This is a genomic window from Candidatus Saccharimonadales bacterium (assembly GCA_040903985.1).
Lineage (GTDB): Bacteria > Patescibacteriota > Saccharimonadia > QS-5-54-17 > QS-5-54-17 > JBBDUI01.
In genome coordinates, this window is record JBBDUI010000002.1 from 1 (window position 1) to 17663 (window position 17663).

13 protein-coding genes and 3 tRNA genes are annotated in these 17663 nt (G+C 42.3%); 9 read left to right on the top strand and 7 right to left on the bottom strand.

The window, feature by feature from the left end:
* Window positions 1–208 precede the first annotated feature (208 nt).
* On the top strand, window positions 209–487 hold the full coding sequence (locus WD467_00010) for a hypothetical protein (protein MEX2452287.1): 279 nt from the start codon (window positions 209–211) through the stop codon (window positions 485–487).
* A gap of 97 nt (window positions 488–584) precedes the next feature.
* On the opposite strand, the gene WD467_00015 is transcribed toward WD467_00010, so the two are convergent.
* Together WD467_00015 and WD467_00020 are read right to left on the bottom strand one after the other, a co-directional pair.
* Window positions 585–671 (bottom strand) — tRNA-Tyr (locus tag WD467_00015).
* Window positions 672–757: 86 nt separating this feature from the next.
* Window positions 758–834, bottom strand: a tRNA-Thr gene (locus WD467_00020).
* A 142-nt stretch (window positions 835–976) separates the two neighbouring features.
* Here WD467_00020 and rpmG point away from each other — a divergent pair.
* The 4 genes from rpmG (at window position 977) to WD467_00040 (ending at window position 5391) form a co-directional block, all read left to right on the top strand.
* The gene (rpmG, locus tag WD467_00025) at window positions 977–1156 is read left to right on the top strand and encodes a 50S ribosomal protein L33 (protein MEX2452288.1); all 180 of its coding nucleotides are present in this window, start codon (window positions 977–979) and stop codon (window positions 1154–1156) included.
* Window positions 1157–1417: 261 nt separating this feature from the next.
* The gene (locus WD467_00030; GenBank protein ID MEX2452289.1) at window positions 1418–3160 is read left to right on the top strand and encodes an ABC transporter ATP-binding protein; all 1743 of its coding nucleotides are present in this window, start codon (window positions 1418–1420) and stop codon (window positions 3158–3160) included.
* 53 nt (window positions 3161–3213) lie between these two features.
* Window positions 3214–5280 (top strand): prolyl oligopeptidase family serine peptidase, encoded by a 2067-nt coding sequence (locus WD467_00035; GenBank protein MEX2452290.1) that lies wholly within the window; start codon window positions 3214–3216, stop codon window positions 5278–5280.
* 34 nt (window positions 5281–5314) lie between these two features.
* A tRNA-Trp gene (locus tag WD467_00040) sits at window positions 5315–5391 on the top strand.
* A 1532-nt stretch (window positions 5392–6923) separates the two neighbouring features.
* On the opposite strand, the gene WD467_00045 is transcribed toward WD467_00040, so the two are convergent.
* From WD467_00045 to WD467_00060, 4 genes are all read right to left on the bottom strand, one after another.
* Window positions 6924–8024 (bottom strand): hypothetical protein, encoded by a 1101-nt coding sequence (locus tag WD467_00045; GenBank protein MEX2452291.1) that lies wholly within the window; start codon window positions 8022–8024, stop codon window positions 6924–6926.
* Between the two features lie 210 nt (window positions 8025–8234).
* Window positions 8235–8378: a hypothetical protein gene (locus tag WD467_00050; GenBank protein MEX2452292.1), complete on the bottom strand. Its 144-nt coding sequence runs from the start codon at window positions 8376–8378 to the stop codon at window positions 8235–8237.
* Window positions 8359–8547, bottom strand: coding sequence for a hypothetical protein (locus WD467_00055; protein ID MEX2452293.1), 189 nt, complete (start codon window positions 8545–8547; stop codon window positions 8359–8361). The genes WD467_00050 and WD467_00055 overlap by 20 nt, the downstream gene beginning before the upstream one ends.
* A gap of 96 nt (window positions 8548–8643) precedes the next feature.
* Window positions 8644–9372, bottom strand: a complete 729-nt coding sequence (locus WD467_00060; GenBank protein MEX2452294.1) for a hypothetical protein — start codon at window positions 9370–9372, stop codon at window positions 8644–8646.
* Window positions 9373–9613: 241 nt separating this feature from the next.
* Between WD467_00060 and WD467_00065 the strand changes: the two genes are divergently transcribed.
* The 3 genes from WD467_00065 to WD467_00075 are packed head-to-tail and all read left to right on the top strand — an operon-like array spanning window position 9614 to window position 16519.
* Window positions 9614–11230, top strand: coding sequence for a site-specific DNA-methyltransferase (locus WD467_00065; GenBank protein MEX2452295.1), 1617 nt, complete (start codon window positions 9614–9616; stop codon window positions 11228–11230).
* Complete coding sequence (locus WD467_00070) at window positions 11230–13770, top strand: DEAD/DEAH box helicase family protein (protein MEX2452296.1); 2541 nt, start codon at window positions 11230–11232, stop codon at window positions 13768–13770. Before WD467_00065 ends, WD467_00070 begins: the two co-directional genes overlap by 1 nt.
* Window positions 13771–13774: 4 nt before the next feature.
* Window positions 13775–16519, top strand: a complete 2745-nt coding sequence (locus WD467_00075; protein MEX2452297.1) for an AAA family ATPase — start codon at window positions 13775–13777, stop codon at window positions 16517–16519.
* On the opposite strand, the gene WD467_00080 is transcribed toward WD467_00075, so the two are convergent.
* Complete coding sequence (locus tag WD467_00080) at window positions 16507–16845, bottom strand: hypothetical protein (GenBank protein ID MEX2452298.1); 339 nt, start codon at window positions 16843–16845, stop codon at window positions 16507–16509. The genes WD467_00075 and WD467_00080 overlap by 13 nt on opposite strands.
* 618 nt (window positions 16846–17463) lie before the next feature.
* Between WD467_00080 and WD467_00085 the strand changes: the two genes are divergently transcribed.
* The gene (locus WD467_00085; GenBank protein MEX2452299.1) at window positions 17464–17655 is read left to right on the top strand and encodes a hypothetical protein; all 192 of its coding nucleotides are present in this window, start codon (window positions 17464–17466) and stop codon (window positions 17653–17655) included.
* Window positions 17656–17663: the final 8 nt, after the last annotated feature.

Here is a 17663-nt window from a genome sequence, read left to right on the forward strand (position 1 = left end):
CTAAAACAGCGGAAGCTGTTTTACTTTCAGCTTACGGTTTGTCTTCCTCTTCCAGACAAACCGTATCGTTTTGTCTGGTGAACAGCCAACAGCTTCATGGTTCTTCCTTTTTCCAAACGAAACAGTCTGCCCCGCTCTTCCCTGTAATATACGCGCCCCTATGAGGATATTGCATGAGTAGATTTAGATTGTATAATAAGCTCATATTATGAGCATAGACAGAGATCCGTGCGAAGTTTTAAAGGATTCGGTTAAAGACCCTGAAAATGGGGAGTACTTACATTCTTGTGGCAGCATAGTCCAAGGTAAGTTGGTTTATTTATCGATTTTAGGTCGATATGGCCTGAACTCGGCAGGTCAAGGAGAGGTAGTTAACGTAGTTCAGGCGTGCTGCCCGCCGTGCGGTATAGAACCCAGCACCTACGGCAGTATCAAACCAGAAGATACACCTACTGCTCGTGATGATGATGTGGTTGAAGGTATTTAGTTCGGATACAATCAACTCCTTATACTGCGAGTAGTTGAGGTCTTTGCTGACTAAGCACCACTAGATAAACAGCCTAACACTCAAGTTACTTATCTGGTGGTGCCAGGGGAGGGATTTGAACCCCCGAAGGCATAAAGCCGTCTGATTTACAGTCAGATGCGTTTGACCACTTCGCTACCCTGGCTAATTTAAGTGAGAGCTCGAAGGTAGATAACCTACCAACTTTCACTATTGAACTCTACTACATTTAACTTATACATGAAATAAGTATGGAGCCACCTGTCGGATTCGAACCGACGACCTACGGTTTACAAAACCGTTGCTCTAGCCAGCTGAGCTAAGGTGGCAGGTAGTTTTATCATTATAGCTCCCGGCTGGCGATTATTAAAGCATGTCCGGCACTTACCTGGCTTGCTGTCGGCTAACTTCTTGCATATCACCGGTAACTCCCGTAGAATATTACTTTGAAGTTTATCAGAGGTTTATCAAATGGCTAAGAAAAAGGGTGCACGGCGGATTATCGCGATGGAATGTATCGAATCCGGACACCGCAGCTACACTACAACTAAGAATTTCCAGAATACGGAAGACCGTTTAGAACTGCGGAAGTTTAACCCTATGCTGCGTCGCCATACGATCTATCGCGAGTCAAAGAAGAAGCTACATTAGAAACCAAGCATACAGGTAAAGGAACTGCCATCGGAGGCAGTTCCTTTACTATTCAGGTGTATTATAGCATATTCATACAATGATTAATAGAATTGTCAAAAAATGCACCAGCAGATACAATGACTTACATTAGTACTAATAATTTAGAATTTATCTAAGGAGAAAGGTGTTAGTTTGAAACCAGACCAAGACGATAGTTCGACATCATTTTGGCAGAATATTAATAACGTTAGAGAAAATGTATGGTTCGCCTTAAGTACCATGTGGAGACTTGATAAGAAGCTATTCATATTCTCTAGCTCCATTTATGCGTTTCAGGGCTTAACCCCAATACTCATCGCATTCTTAACTGGTCAGCTTATCGATTTTACTATAGCTGCCTCTGCGGGCACGGCCGGACTAATGCTGCCGTTATCTATGCTAGCAGCGCTAGCAGCTACCCAAGTATTGTTTTCACACAGCTTTAATATGCAATACTACATAACGATTAGACTCAGAAAAGTCTTCAGTATGTATTTAGCCGAGAAAGTTTTTGATAAGTTCCAACAACTTGATCATAATCATTATGAAGACTCAACATTCAACAAGCTAGCAAATAAGATTACCTATAACGTTAATGTGATTTCACTAGTACCAGAACGTACACTGCAGTTATTAACACGGGTCTTGCAGCTTGTGGCTACCACGCTCGCTATTATAGTATTGAGCCCGTCAATAGTTCTGCTGCTGTTTGTTAGCATCATACCGCTTGTCGTTACTCTCATGAAAACAGCTCGAGCTCGATGGCAGGTATGGGACTGGATAGATAACGAATTGCGCTTGCGCAACTATTTGGGCCGTACGCTCCAGAATGTTGATGAAGTGAACGAACTAAAGATTTTTAAGCTCTCAACATACTTTCGAGCTTTATGGCGGAAATACTATAGTCGTACCGAAGACGCCCGGATCGATGTCGAGCGTCATTCTCAGAAACGACTGCTAGGTTCGAGCGTCTTTGAGGGCCTGATTCAGTTTGGAATCGGTGCTATTCTGTTGCTACGAGTAGTTCGGAACGCCGCCTTCTCGCTCGGGGACTTCGAATTCTATAGACGATTGGTAGCTGACTTCTCGAATGCTAGCGGCCAGATGGCAAGCGGGTTTCAGTCATTAAGCGAATCAAATCTTTTTTTGCACGACTATCGTGATTTCATAGCACTCAAGCCTCAAGTCAAACATTCCAAAAAACCAACTCATATTAATGAGAAGGTGACACCAAGAATTGAGTTTCGTGATGTCGGCTTTAAGTATCCAAAATCAAATAAGTATGTCCTGCGTCACTTAAACATGATCATTGAGCCGGGTGATGACATTGCGCTGGTAGGAGCTAATGGAGCCGGCAAAACTACCATCATTAAGCTTTTAATGCGGTTTTATGACGTGAGTGAGGGCGAGATATTAGTAGACAATATCAATATTCGTGATACCGACATTTCACAATGGTATAAGCAGGTCGGGGCTTTATTTCAACAATTCAACAAGTACCCCTACCTCAAGGTAAAACGTAGTATCGGTGTTGGAGATGTGGCGCGTGTAGATGATATCGAAGGTATACAAGCGGCCAGCGAAAAGGCTGGCGCACATGCATATATAGATAAACTTCCCCATAAATACGATACCGTTCTGACTAAAGTATTTGACGATGGCACCGATTTATCAGGAGGGGAGTGGCAGAGAGTCGCCTTGGCGCGAGCTTTCTTCCGGGATGCAAATATCTTAATCTTAGATGAACCGACAAGTGCCGTTGATGCGAAGGCAGAGTATGAGATATTTGAGCGAATTAACGCTACTCAAAAGGAGAAGACGACCATTATTATTTCTCATCGCTTCTCTACGGTTCGAAATGCCGATAAGATATACGTGATAGATGATGGTAAGATTGTTGAGGCGGGTAGTCACGAGGAGTTGATGAAGCAATCGGGTATGTATCACGAGCTGTTCGAGACACAAGCTCAGGGCTACAGGTAGGACAGTTAGTCTCGAGGGTACTGCTAGTCATGTTTAAGAGCAGAGGAATAATTATGCGTTATCCTAAAACACCAAAGCGTCCGGCAGTAGACAAGCTGCACGGTCGTGAAGTCACGGATGATTACCGCTGGCTGGAGAAGGCCGACAGCTCTGAGGTCTTGTCCTGGGTAAAACAGCAGAACGAGTTAACCCAAGAATATTTCAGCTCTACGGTGGTGGAGGAGATATATGAAGAGTTGCTCCAAGAGCACGATGTCTTTTCGCGCGGTGTACCTTACCGCTGCGGCGTACGTTACTACTGGTATGAGCGTCAGCCCGGTCAGCAGCACCCGGTACTTTTTTCTGCGCTAGACCCGCGCGATGAGACTGATAAGCAGGTGGTGTTTGATGTCAATCTATTTAGTGAGGACGGCTCGATTGCAGCTACTTTCTTTCAGTTGTCACGAAATGGCCGCTCCGCCGTTTATGCCCTGCAGGAGAAGGGCAGTGAGTACGATCGGGTCTTTATCCGTGACTTAGTTAGTGGTGAGGATGCGGAGTTTTATCATGGTCGTGTCTTCTCTATGGACTGGTGCGAGGATGAACGCGGTTTTTACTATATGTGCAGCAACTATCAAGCCCAGGGCGGAGATGAAACCGATGAGTCACACTATCAACAGATTTACTACCATCGCTTAGGCGAGCCACGCGGAGACGACAAGCTTATCTTTGACGCTCACTCTCAACAACTACCTAAAGACGCCTGGTTGGATGCCCACGATTCACAGGATGGTCGCTATGTAGCCATCAATGCCGGGGTTGGCTGGAGCGAACAGCACGTGTTTTTGCATGATAGAGAATCAGCTACGACCGTAGAATTACTGCCAGAGCTTGATGCTCGATCTTCGCTTGTACTACTGGACAACTATATTTACCTTGATACCGATTATCGAGCTAATAACCGCCGTCTGCTTCGCCTCCCGGTTGAAGAGGCTGGCGCTAGGATTGAGGAGTGGGAGGAATTTGTACCTGAAGACTCCAGCCGCCTATTAGATGACTGGACTGTTACGCAAGATGAGATCCTGCTCTGCTATACCCATAATGCGGTCGATCAGGTCGAGCGAGTTAAAAGAAGTGACGGTGAGAAGATCGGCAGCCTAGACATTCCGTCCTTATCAAGTATCGGCTCTCTCGCTACACACCGTGACGATAGCGACTTTTACTATTCCGTCACTACATTTTTTACTCCTAGCACCGAGTATCTTTTTAATTCTAAAGCTCAAACCTCTGAACTATTCTACGCTGATCCGCGCAGTTTGGACGCAAGTAGATATGTAGCCGAACAGCGTTGGTACACTTCAAAGGATGGCACACAGGTACCTCTCTTCTTTGTGGCACCAAAAGATTATCAAAATCGAACTGACAATCCGGTACTACTTACCGGTTACGGCGGCTTTGCTACCAGTATAAACCCCAACTATGTCGGCTCACTGAAGCCATGGCTGGAGCGCAGCGGTATCATCGTCGAGCCAAATCTACGTGGTGGCGGGGAGTTTGGTGAGGAGTGGCACCAGGCTGGTATGCGGGCTAATAAGCAGAATACCTTTGATGATTTCATCGCTGCTGCAGAGTACCTGATCGATGCCGGGGTTACTCAGCCTGAGCGTTTAATTATCGAAGGTGGTAGCAATGGCGGCTTATTGATAGGTGCAGTAATCACCCAGCGACCTGATCTCTTTCGAGCGGCTGTCTGTGCAGTGCCTTTGCTTGATATGTATCGCTACCATAAGTTTTTACTGGCGCACCGCTGGACTCATGAGTACGGTCATCCGGATAAGAAAACCGAGTTTAACTGGCTGAGTGGATATAGCCCATATCATCAAGTGGATGATAAACAGCTGTATCCCAGTCTGTTCCTAACTGCCGGAATTAACGATAGTCGGGTGCATCCGCTACATGCTTGGAAGATGGCAGCTAAGCTGCAGAATGGTCATTCCGATAACTTCGTACTACTTAAAACCGATATGGCCGCCGGCCACGGTTCGGGTAGAGGTTTCTATCAGGCGGTCCGCGATGCAGCGGAAGAAACAGCCTTCATGATAGATCAAGCCCGCCTTAAGGGCGCTGAGGATTTGAAATAACGGCACATATTCGTGATAATGAGGTGATGGCTATAGGGGTGTAGCTCAGCTGGCTAGAGCGTCGGTCTCCAAAACCGAAGGCCGCGGGTTCGATTCCTGCCACCCCTGCCAAATATTAGAACCAGGCACATTTTGTGTCTTTTTCTTTGCTTGTGCGATGGCTCTAAAGGGGTCGTTTAGTATATAAGACAATCTCTTATCATTTAGTTCAACGTTCGATATTAAGTACTCCAAAAGCTTCTGTTTAAGCTCATAGTTCGAACATTCAAAAAGCTCTGAGGCTCGTTGAGCCAAATCCAACAGATATGAAGCAGTTACTTGAAAGCTTTTGTTATCTTTAGCTAGACGCTTGAGTCTGTCGTTTAGTATTTGCTGTTTACGCTCAAACTCATTGGCGATTTCGTCATGCCTCTGCTGAGTAATACGTCCATCTAATCGGTCGTAGTATAGTGTCTTTAACTTTTCTTTAAGTACGTCATACTCACGGCGCGTTTGGTCTATGCTCTGTGAGAAATAGAGTTGCTGATTTTCGTGTCGCTTCTTAAGCTCTATTATGACTTGCGGTATGAAGTGCTCTGGTATTGTGATGCTCGCTATATCTTTGCTCACACCATCGATTACCAAAGATTCTGCCGTATTAGGATTCCCGCAACTATTCTGTCCTGAGCCACTACATCTCATATAGACTTGCTTTCTTCCCCAATATGAAGATACCGCACGTCCACACCTACCGCATTTGACCAATTTCTTAAACGTAAACCACTCTGAGTTATGTTTTGTCATATCGTGTTTGCGCTGGTCTTTTACTTCCATGCATTTATTGTATAGCTCTCTGCTGATTAGGGGCTCATATATATGAGGGTAATACCGTCCACTGTGTTTCATTACTCCGTAATAGAACGTGTTGGTAAGTATTCTTTCTATATAGGACTTGCCAGGTGGTACAGCCTTGCTAGTAGTACCTATAAACCCGTCATTGGCTAACTGTTTAGCTATAACCTCATATGGTATACCCATAGAACGTAGCTCAAATGCCTTAACAATATACGGTGCTCTTATTTCGTCTACTACTATAGTCGTATTTTTGTCGTCTTGTCTGACGTTTTTGTAGCCTATAGGGGCTCGGTGAACCCATATGCCGTCTCCTAACATCTGCTCGAATCGACGCTTAACATTATCACTAATTGCATCGGAATAGTACTTAGCCAGTGCCATGCCAATCCCAAGCCTAAACCAGTCTGCAGCCGACGAGGTATGATTTATTATTAAGCTATCGTGCGGGAAGTGAAGTTCTATCTTACCTTCTTTAACTAACTGCTGAAGAGCTTTTACTTGTTCTTGGCTTGAATCACGAGTGAAACGGTCGATCTTATCAAACACAACCCAACAATATTCTTGCAAAGACTTGATGTGTTCTGTTAGCTCATTGAATTTTGAACGGTCGTCTTTATGGGCACTTTCATCAAACTCATAGTACTCGTACTCTAGTTTGCATTGTTCTGCATACCTTTCTAACCGTACCTTCTGAGCTGGCAACGCAACACGTTGCTCCTCGTTTGATACCCTTGCGATTAAAATTAGTTTAGTGTCCATAATCTACTCCTTATATCTTACCATAACTTAACAGTATGTTTAACTAGTTTTTATACTATCTGACCCATGTGAGTTGGCTCGAAATGCTCTAAAGATTGACTTATGTGCTGGAAATATTTGAAGCGATGAGACTGAGGTTTTTTCAATAATGGCTTAATACTGTACCAGGCGTCTTTACCGTAACAAGACTCCAGAACATTCCTTAACTCACGTATACCGACCTGACCAGCTATAAGCAGACCGCTAACTACTGCTAATGTCGTTCGAGGTGTAGCGTTAGGGTTTTCTTCTGCTACGTTCTGCAATAGTTCATACGGTTGCTCTAAGTCTAGTGCTAACATATCGACTGAAGCTGTCAATTTCTCCCAGTGCTTTACTAAAAGTTGTTGGCATAGTTTCGACTTAAAAAGGGACTCTAATGTCCACTCTTCTAAGTTTGTAAACGCCCTTTTAATAGAAGCTCTACCTACAAGCCTTACTTCATATCGAAATATTTCAAGAGGACTTAGTTTTTGTAGCCTTTCCAGCAGACTTATCTGAATAACGCTGTCTTTTTCAAATGCACGTTTTTCACTTAGTTTTGCTTTGCGTAGGTCTGCCAATTTATCGTAGAAAGCTATGTCTAGTGAATTGCAGTGTATATGTACTACATGACCGTCTCGAAAGTCTGTTTTCTGCAAATCATAAACCTTACTTACGTCCAGTTTACTGATAGTGGTAAGTACGGTCTGGCAGGCTGTGTAGTTACGAAATACTACGTTCTTGGACGGGTGCCAGACGCTTACATTAGCGGTCGCAAGTTGTTTTTCAGAAAACATATGCCCTGTAAGTTCACACAGCTTTTCTTGAAGAACTAACAATAATTCCGTGTAGTGTACATCAGTAAGCTCATTAAAGTTATTGCCGAAAACAATTTTTGGTGCCGAAAACTCTATAGCTAGTTGGTACATCACTCCCGCCTTACTCGGTCGTTTATGCATGGTAAGACGGGGCATGTATTTGTCTGCTTTAGCGTAAGACTTTGAAGGATTGAGTGTCGCCTTACCATAATTAAGACTCTGCACAAGTTCGTCGATAGTGGGCACAAATCTAGAGCCATCAAGCTCTAAAGGGTTATTTATAGCTACGAGTAGTTTTATCGTGTCTACCATGGGAAGAATTCCTGTAGTCAATGCACTTTTCTCTATAGCATTCATCATCTTCGCAAACAGAGTTGAGGAGGTACTTCATATCTTCATATAGTTCTTCCATTTCAGTGTGACCGATTCGTAAAAGGTACTCCTCCGTAGACTTTCTCAAACAGCCCTTGCATAGCTTACACACAACCACTCTTTCATGATTCTTATTGTCGGTACTCACAACTATTTACCTCCTTGTTTTACTGCATTTCTTTTCAAGCATGCTTGAGCGATGCCCTTCTTGACTGCTTCTGAACGAATGCGATGTTCGTCTTTTGCTACTATTTCTAAAATTGCTTTTATCATTTCACTTCTTGGGTATTTCATTGCCATCTCCTGATTTATTACGTTGCTTTTGTGCGAGGTCCATTTGAATGAGCACGTCAAGAAATCCAGTCAGAGTGGCGACCGACTCATCGCTCAGTACCCCATCAACGTCACTAGTAGCGACGTCTGAATTCTGTATTCGTTCTGACGGTTCTTGATTGTTAGTCATTAAAATAGCCTCATGCTATGAGACTATTACGCATCTATAAATGTTTGTTTGGAGGCTCAGCAGAACTCTAGATTAAGTACTGCTTCTCATTAGAACTCACTGTTTCTCGTAATCAGTGATGTTAAAAGATTTATGATTTTCTTCATTGAATTCTATATTGCTAATAGAGGGGCGGAACATAATTTTGCCAGATCCTGTTCGTGGAAAAAATATATCTTTAAGAACTCCCGTTATACCCATATCTCTAAGTGCTGAGGAAATTTGTCGAGACGTCACACCTTTTACCGTCGAAACTGTATTTGGATTTTCAAAAGCCACTTGAAGAAGCTTGTCTGCAGGTGAATCAAGCTGTGGCTTGGCTAATACAATTTTATCGTTTAGTAGTAACTTTCCGCCCATTGGGTTATATCTTAGCCAATATTTCGGACTAGCATTGTACTCCCGTTCAGTAACCGCTTTACGCATAGTTTGAATCTTTTTATCTTCGAGCTTGTTTATAAAGTCCTCTAGCGTGAATAGTCGTGCTTCGAGCGTAACGACATATTCTTCAAGAGTTTTAGGGACATCAGTGAGTGAACCCTTGCTAAGTTGGGGGTGGCTGAAGCGATGAACATAATGGTGTGACTCACCGAAAGCTTTAGAAAGTAATTCTCGAACAGTGCTATTCCACTGGTCAATAGTGTCCGTAGGCAGGACATTACGTCCAGTGAGGTCGATACCCTGAGCTATGAGCTGAGTTACTTCGCTCAGATTAGCCCCACCAGTAGCAAGTAGTTTGCTTAGTTGGTCAATGATGTTTTGAATCTCTTCGGGGTTCTTTTGCATATATCTTTCAATTCTCAAACAGCTGTTAAGTCGTGTATAGTTATAGTATGCCACAATCTGAGACAAAAAAGCCTAGATTACTCACGCTTCGACAAGCGTGTGAGTTATTAAATTGTCACCCGAACACGCTTCGTGCATGGGACAAAAAGGGTTATCTAGTCGCAGTTCGTTTCGGTACTAGAGGCGACCGCCGATACAAACGTGAAGATGTAATGAAACTATTAGAAAAAAGGAAATAACAATGCCATCAATTCAGTTCAAGGGCAAAACGTTCGTACAGAATCATCACTTAGCCGTACCTTATCATCAGTTAATACCGAAAAAAGACAAGAGTCTGACCGAGTCTGTAAGCCTGCATGACAACCTAGTCATTCAGGGCGATAATCTCCTTGCTCTTAAGGCACTACTGCCTACGTACGCTGGAAAAATAAAATGTATATATATTGACCCGCCTTACAACACAGGTAATGAAGGTTGGGCGTACAACGATAATGTAAACAGCCCCTTAATAAAGGAATGGTTAAAAGACAAGACACCTGTTGATAAAGAAGATCTTACTCGGCATGACAAGTGGCTATGTATGATGTTACCGAGATTAAAGCTTTTACGAGAACTACTAGCAGATGATGGCGTCATATTAGTAAGCATTGATGATATTGAGCAAGCTAGGCTTAAGTTGCTAATGGACGAGGTATTTCAAGAGCATAACTTCATCAGTACATTGGTATGGAAGAGTAGGCAAAACAAAGACAATCGTAGCCTAACTGGCGTATCAAACGACCATGAATATGTACTGGCATACGCACGAGATATATATGTTTCTAAGTTGTTTATTGGAGATGAGCGAAAGGTGGAACAGTATAGCAATCCAGATAACGACCCTAGAGGCGACTGGGTGAGCGGAAATATGGTAGGCATACTACCCGAAAGTCAGCGCCCAAACTGCCATTACGAACTAGTGAACCCAGACACAGGGGTAAATTACGGTAAGCCCAAGTTGGGCTGGCGATACGATAAAAATACAATGTCTCGTTTAATTAACGAGGAACGTATTTTATGGCCAAAAGAACCTACGGGCAGACCACGTAGAAAAGTCTTTTTAAGCGAGATGAAAGATTCAACCACGGGTTTTTCTAGTGTGGTAGGTAAAGATATTTATACTCGGCATGGCTCTGCGGACATAGATGAAATATTTGGTGAGCGTAAGTTTGATTTTCCTAAACCAGTAGCATTTGTGAAATCACTATTGCAACAAGTAACAAATGAAGACAGTATAGTCTTGGATTCATTTTCTGGTACAGGTACAACCGCCCAAGCAGTCCTTGAGCTAAATAAAGACGATGGCGGAAATCGCAAGTTCGTCTTAGTTGAAATGGAAGATTACACCGACGAAATAACCGCAGAACGTGTCCGAAGGGTAATAAAAGGTATACCCAAGTCTAAGAACGAGAACTTAAAGCAGGGACTTGGCGGTACGTTCAGCTACTTTAAGCTAGGCGACCCGATAGAAACCGAAGGCATACTAGACGGCAGTAAATTACCAAGTTATCTTGAGTTAGCTCGGTACGTCTATTACACGGCAACCGGTGAAGAGTTTAACGAATCTAAGCTAAATGAAGGTACGGGTTTCATAGGGTCTTCTAAACACCATGACGTATATATGATTTACAAGCCTGACATTGAATACTTAAAGCAAACCGCCCTTACCCTCAATAAAGCACGTGAATTACGAAAAAAAGCTGGTAGCCGACCATTGCTAGTATTTGCTCCGACTAAATACGTTGAGAGCGGAGAGCTAGATGAGCTAAAGATAGATTTTTGCCAGTTACCGTTTGAGATATATAAGGTTGGTAAGTAATGGAGCTGAGAGAGTACCAGAAAAAGGTAACAACAAAGCTCTCGCAGTATCTTACAGAGCTTGTTAGCGAACGAGAACGCTTTATGCGTGTACTGGAAGCTGACGCCGAATTAGCAAACGATATACATTACCCAGCAAAAGCTTGGAAAAAGATAGGGCTAGAAGACTACCAGAAATCTTTTAATGGCATAAGTCAGCCAACCCCTAATCTGTATTTCAAAGTACCTACTGGTGGCGGTAAGACCCTATTAGCAACTCATTCAATAGATCTTATAAATAAGGTATACCTTAATAAACAGAACGGTATGGTGCTCTGGATTGTCCCAACCACACAGATTTATAAGCAGACTTTAATTGCTCTAAGAGACCGTAATCACCCATACAGACAAGTGTTAGATGTTTCGAGTGGCGGAAAAACACTAATCTTAGAGAAAACCGACCGATTTACACCTGACGATGTAGCGGAAAATCTATGTGTAATGCTGTTAATGCTTCCATCCGCTGCACGTCAGAGTAAAGAGACACTAAAAGTCTTTAAAGATAACTCAGGTTATACTGAGTTCTTCCCTGCAGAAGATGCCTATAGGCTACACGAAGAGTTAATGGCTCGTGTGCCAAACCTAGACACGTTTGGAGAAGAGGGTTATATATGGGGCAATCTGCCCAAGACTTCACTCGGTAACACTCTGAAGCTATTGAACCCTATTACAATAATTGATGAAGGACATAAAGCTTATACTGAAAATGCTCGTAACACTATTTTCGGATTCAACCCTTCATTCGTATTAGAGCTATCAGCTACTCCGCCAGAAAATGCTAATAAATTGGTGGAGATAACGGGTAAAGAGCTCAATGATGAGGAGATGATTAAGCTAGATTTGCACTTAGTAAACAAGACAACTGCAGGCTGGAAAGAAACACTCGCAGAATCAGTTTCTATGCGTGCTGACCTTGAGACTAAGGCAAAAGAGTATGAGCAGAACACCGACAATCACATACGCCCCATCACTTTAGTCCAAGTAGAACGAACGGGTAAAGACCAAAGAGACGGCAATTATATACATGCTGAAGACGTTAAAGAATATCTTATTAAGCAAGCTAACATACCTGAAGAGCAAATAGCTATAAAGTCATCGGAAAAAGATGACATTGAGGGTATAGACCTTCTGTCTAAAGACTGCTCCATTAGGTTTATAATCACTAAGCAAGCCCTCCAAGAGGGTTGGGATTGTCCTTTTGCGTATGTCCTTTGTGCTCTTACTAAATCACAATCAGAAACTGCTATGACCCAGCTTATCGGTCGTGTGCTTCGCCAGCCTTATGCAAGAAAGACAGGAATCAAGGCTCTAGACGAATGTTACGTATATAGTTTCCAGCACGACACAGCCAAACTAGTAAAAGGCATTAAACAAAACCTAGAGGGCGAAGGACTTGGTGATTTAGTGGGTCGTATATCAGTAGATACTGAAGACGATGGCAACCCCGACTTTCTGCAACCGAAAAAGACTGAATACCGAGATGATTTTAAGAAGTTTGCAGGGAAGATATTTTTGCCAGTATTTGCCATTGACGACGGCTTAGGCTGGCGTGAGGTACGGTATTCAACCGACATTTTAAGCCGCATTAAGTGGTCTAAAGCTTCGTTAGGCTCTCTTTCACAATTAGTACTTATGAATAAGTCTACAGACGACATTGCAGTATCTGTAAGCGTAGATGATGATGGTAAGCCAGTGTCAAGGACAGTAGCAGAGCGTAGCTATGAATCTAAAATTGATAGTGAATATATAGCTAGGCAAGTTATTGATATTGTGCCGAACCCTTGGGTAGCGTATGAGATTGCCAATAAAGCAGTTGAAATAATGTTAAAAGATAATGATATTGAAGTACTAGCTAGTAATCTGGTCTTTTTTATAGAGCATCTGAGGGCTCTCTTGCTTATAGAGCGAGATAGACTAGCTGAAGAGGTATTTCGCTCTCTATTAGGCTCAGATGAGCTCAAGCTATACCTAATCGGCGATACACCGCTAAGGAGCACAGCTACAGTTCGCAGTAAGCAAAGAATGAGAGATCTTCACGATGAAGAGCTACAAAGAAGTTTATTTGATTATGTCCCAAGCGAGGACATGAATAATCTTGAGGAGGCTGTAGGTCTGTATTTAGACGAACAAGAGCAATTATTATGGTGGTACAGAAACTTGGCGAAGGCAGATTACCGTATTCAGGGCTGGAAGCCTAACCGTATTTACCCTGACTTTTTAGCTGCTGAACAGTCATCGACTGATAAAACAGACTACAGCAAGGTCTACGTCCTGGAATCAAAGGGCGACCATCTCGCTAGAAATGAAGACACCGAGTATAAGCGAACAGTTCTGGATTTATGCAATGAACTAGCAGTGGAGACTAGCTGGAATGAATTAGATACTGGTCAATTTGATAAAGTCTTTCACTTTGAGATGTTAGACGAAAAAAGCTGGAAATCTCAGCTCAATAACCTGCTTACTGGAAAGTCTGAGACAACCATGAAAACGAAAAGGAACTAAAACTTTGTCATCACTCAACGAAGGCTCTGTTTGGAGAAAGTGGGATTTACAAGTCCAAACAAGATTAGACCAAAATTATACTTGCTTGGGTAATAGTCTTGAGCCTAGTGAGCTAGATAAACTTGCAACTGCTTCAGGCTTAACGAGTACAGAAATTAAGGCTCAGGAAATGAGCATGTCAGCTGAGAAGTATGCCAAGTTATTCGTTAATTATATCGGTTTATTCACTGATATTAATGTGATAGCTATTACTGACCATAACAACGGCAAGGACATCGACTTATTATTACAAGAAGTCTCCGATAGCCCTTACGACCTCACTATATTGCCTGGAATCGAAGTTGCGTCTAATCATGGCATACACATCTTGTGCGTCTTTGATTCTGAAAAATGCTGGAAGGACAACTGGGAATCAGCAATAGACCATTTTTTAACTGAAATAGGTCTTACTTCTTCACGTTTCAACGCAAGCAAACAACCTTTGAATGCTTCCGCTTCATCGCAAGAGATACTTGACTTAGTATCTACAAAGAACGGGGTAAGCATATTCGCACACATTAATACCAGCAGAGGCTTATTTATGCAGTCCAATACTGCAAATGGTGGTACGGCACATAGCGACATCTATTTGCATGAACATTGCCAAATTGTACAAGTGCCTCACAGTGGCAACCTCTCTTCAGGGACAGTGAACATAATTAATGGCAAAGACCCTCAATATGGAAACAAATCAGTTACAAAAATAAAATGCTCTGATTCTCGGAAGCTAAGTGACATCGGTTCTCAATTTTGTTGGATTAAGTCTGATGCTACATTGAATGGGCTGAAACAGGTTATATACGAGCCTACCCTTCGGGTTAAGATCCAGGACACTAATCCATACGAAGATAATCAAAAATTGGCCTTGAGCTCGTTTAGCGTTGAAGACGGCAGTGGATTTAAAATTTCCGACCAAACGATTCCTTTGAATAGAGACCTTGTGGCGATTATTGGCGGAAGAGGGAGCGGTAAAAGCCTATTGCTTGAAACGATAGCAGTTGTAAACGAAAGTCATGGCTTAAAAGATAACAATGGAAAACCTAAAGTTATAGAGAGCTACCGTAACTTAGGGGCAACAGCCAAAATATCACTTGTGCTGAAGGACAAAAACGGAAATGAAGAGAGTTTTAGTAAGAACTTGACAGAGCATACTAAAATGGACTTGCCAGTTCTGTATATAGGTCAAGAAGAACTTTCGTCAATCGCTACAGATGATAAAAACTTAACTCCGACGATAACCGCTTTTCTGGGTATCGAAAATGACATCATAGAGAGCGACAAAATCGAAGGCATAATTACTCACGATTTATCGCAAATAGAACATTTTAGTACATTATTGAATGAGCTTGAAGAAAAGTATACCAAACTCTTTGAAGTAAACGACAAGTCATTTTTGGAGAAACTCAAAGACTATCGTCTAAAAAAGGAAAGCCAAATAAAGAGGTTGTCTTCCACTGAAACTGAAGTCCTGGTAAAAAAACTTAGAGTCGTAATCGAGCAAGGTCAGAAGATTAAAAATGTGCTTGAACGCTTACCCACCTTAGAGGCAGAGCTTAAGGTCATTGCAAATGGGAAAAGTATCGAGGCAACTAACAAGTTGCTTGCTGACATACCTGCTCTTGAAGGTTTTACTATACCTACCATAGAAATAACAGCACAGCTTGAAGCAATAAAAAATAGTGCTGATGCTATGGAAAAGGAAAAGAAAGAGCTGACGGAGAACTACCATACGATTCTAGAAGAGCTAAAGCGACAAGGAGTCAAGGAAGACGTACGCTTACTCACAGAAAGCATTCGGAAATTGCAGGACGAAATTAACGACATCGACGCTGATGCAAAATCTTACGAAACAGCCATTTTAGAACTCGACAACTACCGAGAGGAACTCAAGGCCATGGGTCAGTCATTAAGTAATCTTGTCGGCGGAAGGGTCATAAAAATTAACGAGGCTTTTCAAAACTTCGTGAATACGAATGAATTATCAGATGAAGACGAACAACAGTTATTCAGTTCCATCATAAAAGGCGTAGGTGTTGAAGGTGAAATCACATTCGATGAAACTAAACTTATTAAGATACTAATTGATGAATGCTTCGACTCTAGAACCGCTAAAGATAAAGCTTATATTCGTAAAGCCATAATGGGTGATGATGGAGTACAGCCCATTACGTTTAAGGGATTCATAGACTTCTGGAAATCTGGTCTGATATGGCCTTTACTCGAAAAGCTCAAATTTAATAAATATGGCAATGTAAAATTCATCGACGTCATTTTCAATAGGTGGAATGAATACATAAGCGTCCGTACCAAAATAAGCTTAGATAACATACCTGTCGAAAACCTCTCACTTGGTCAGAGAGGAACTTTACTTTTAAAAATATACCTTGCCAGTGCTACCGATAAGCAGATATTTATAATAGACCAACCTGAAGACAATTTAGACAATAAGTTCATCACTAATGAAATGGTACCTATGCTAAGAGCCATAAAGCAGAGTCGCCAAGTAATTTTATCAACCCACAACGCTAATATAGTAGTTGGCTGCGACGCAGACCAGGTAATCGTCGCAAGACTAGACGAAAAGAAGAAAGCTGACAGGAAATATGCTAGTGGTAGTATCGAGAGTGAAGACATTAACCACTACATTCAGACGATATTAGAGGGCGGTAGTGAAGCCCTGGCACATCGTTATCGTCGCTACGTCTCGTAATTAATCAGTTGTAACTTCTCATTATTGATACTAGACCTGTTTATTAAGATTGTCATGTATAGTGGAGCCCCTTGCGTCCAGTATTTATGTCCATCTATATCTAGATATTTATAAGTTTGATTGCCAAAGTTTTCTGTATAGCCATACTGTCTTATTCCCATTACCATGTGCTCAAACCAAGGTCTTCTGTCAGGGTTCCAATGAGTAACGGTGTACTCATGTGGAGCGTTTTTATATTTATCTGATTTAGCAGCCTGCCACCGCACGCTTTGTATGTAAAGCCTACAAAATTCTATAAAATCTTGTTGTTCTTCGTTATTTTTCATTTTTCTCCTTATTCTTACTAAAGTCGGGGTCTTTTCGTTCCAAGTACCAACGTATAGTAGGCAAATCACCTCGAATAATGGCGTCTATAACTCCTAGCCTAGCCCTTTCTTTAACTGTGTTCTCAGATAGCTCTAAAATGTCTGAAAAGTGTCGTTTATTTCGAATGTGATAATAGTAGGCTTCGTGTGATATACCAGTGGCTTGACATGCTTTCCTGATGCTCAGACCACTCTCTCTTGCCACTACGACTTTCCTGACAGTCTCAGGTGTGATTACAGTTGGTCTACCTAGTGTTTCTTGAACTGAGCGACGCATAAGCTTACACAAGCTCCTGTGCGGTTAATAACGTTCCCGATAGGTTAAATGTTTCGACTAAGCTTTTTAGTCTATAATCTTCATTAGCAGCTAGAGCTGATGTTTGAAAAGCGTCCGCTATCTCCTGCCATAGAAAACTAAACACTCCTTGCGGAGTGCTTAGTTTTCTATGGCAGTGCGATAGCGCTGGGATCGAACCCGCCTACCGGACTAATTAAATAGGCTGATATGTGGTTTGCCCGAGGTGTAAGCCGCCCGTTATAATAAAAGGTATAAAACTACTTAGCAGACAGGAGATACCGATGAAGATCAGTAAAGCGCTTTTTACCGTTATAATTATTATCACGATTCTAGTGAGCGGTGCGATGGGATACTTAATACGCACTCTCCAGTTTGATGAACGAAAAGCCGAATTAGAAGAGGAGGTTCTAGAGCTTCGTCAGGATGTCGAGGCCTTAGAACTGCAGCTAATAGACGAGACTACTGCGGAATAAACGTACCG

Coding starts and splice junctions, on each gene's coding strand:
- WD467_00010 (MEX2452287.1), top strand. CDS start 209: ATGAGCATAGACAGAGATCCGTGCGAAGTTTTAAAGGATTCGGTTAAA.
- rpmG (MEX2452288.1), top strand. CDS start 977: ATGGCTAAGAAAAAGGGTGCACGGCGGATTATCGCGATGGAATGTATC.
- WD467_00030 (MEX2452289.1), top strand. CDS start 1,418: ATGTGGAGACTTGATAAGAAGCTATTCATATTCTCTAGCTCCATTTAT.
- WD467_00035 (MEX2452290.1), top strand. CDS start 3,214: ATGCGTTATCCTAAAACACCAAAGCGTCCGGCAGTAGACAAGCTGCAC.
- WD467_00045 (MEX2452291.1), bottom strand. CDS start 8,024: ATGGTAGACACGATAAAACTACTCGTAGCTATAAATAACCCTTTAGAG.
- WD467_00050 (MEX2452292.1), bottom strand. CDS start 8,378: ATGAAATACCCAAGAAGTGAAATGATAAAAGCAATTTTAGAAATAGTA.
- WD467_00055 (MEX2452293.1), bottom strand. CDS start 8,547: ATGACTAACAATCAAGAACCGTCAGAACGAATACAGAATTCAGACGTC.
- WD467_00060 (MEX2452294.1), bottom strand. CDS start 9,372: ATGCAAAAGAACCCCGAAGAGATTCAAAACATCATTGACCAACTAAGC.
- WD467_00065 (MEX2452295.1), top strand. CDS start 9,614: ATGCCATCAATTCAGTTCAAGGGCAAAACGTTCGTACAGAATCATCAC.
- WD467_00070 (MEX2452296.1), top strand. CDS start 11,230: ATGGAGCTGAGAGAGTACCAGAAAAAGGTAACAACAAAGCTCTCGCAG.
- WD467_00080 (MEX2452298.1), bottom strand. CDS start 16,845: ATGAAAAATAACGAAGAACAACAAGATTTTATAGAATTTTGTAGGCTT.
- WD467_00085 (MEX2452299.1), top strand. CDS start 17,464: ATGAAGATCAGTAAAGCGCTTTTTACCGTTATAATTATTATCACGATT.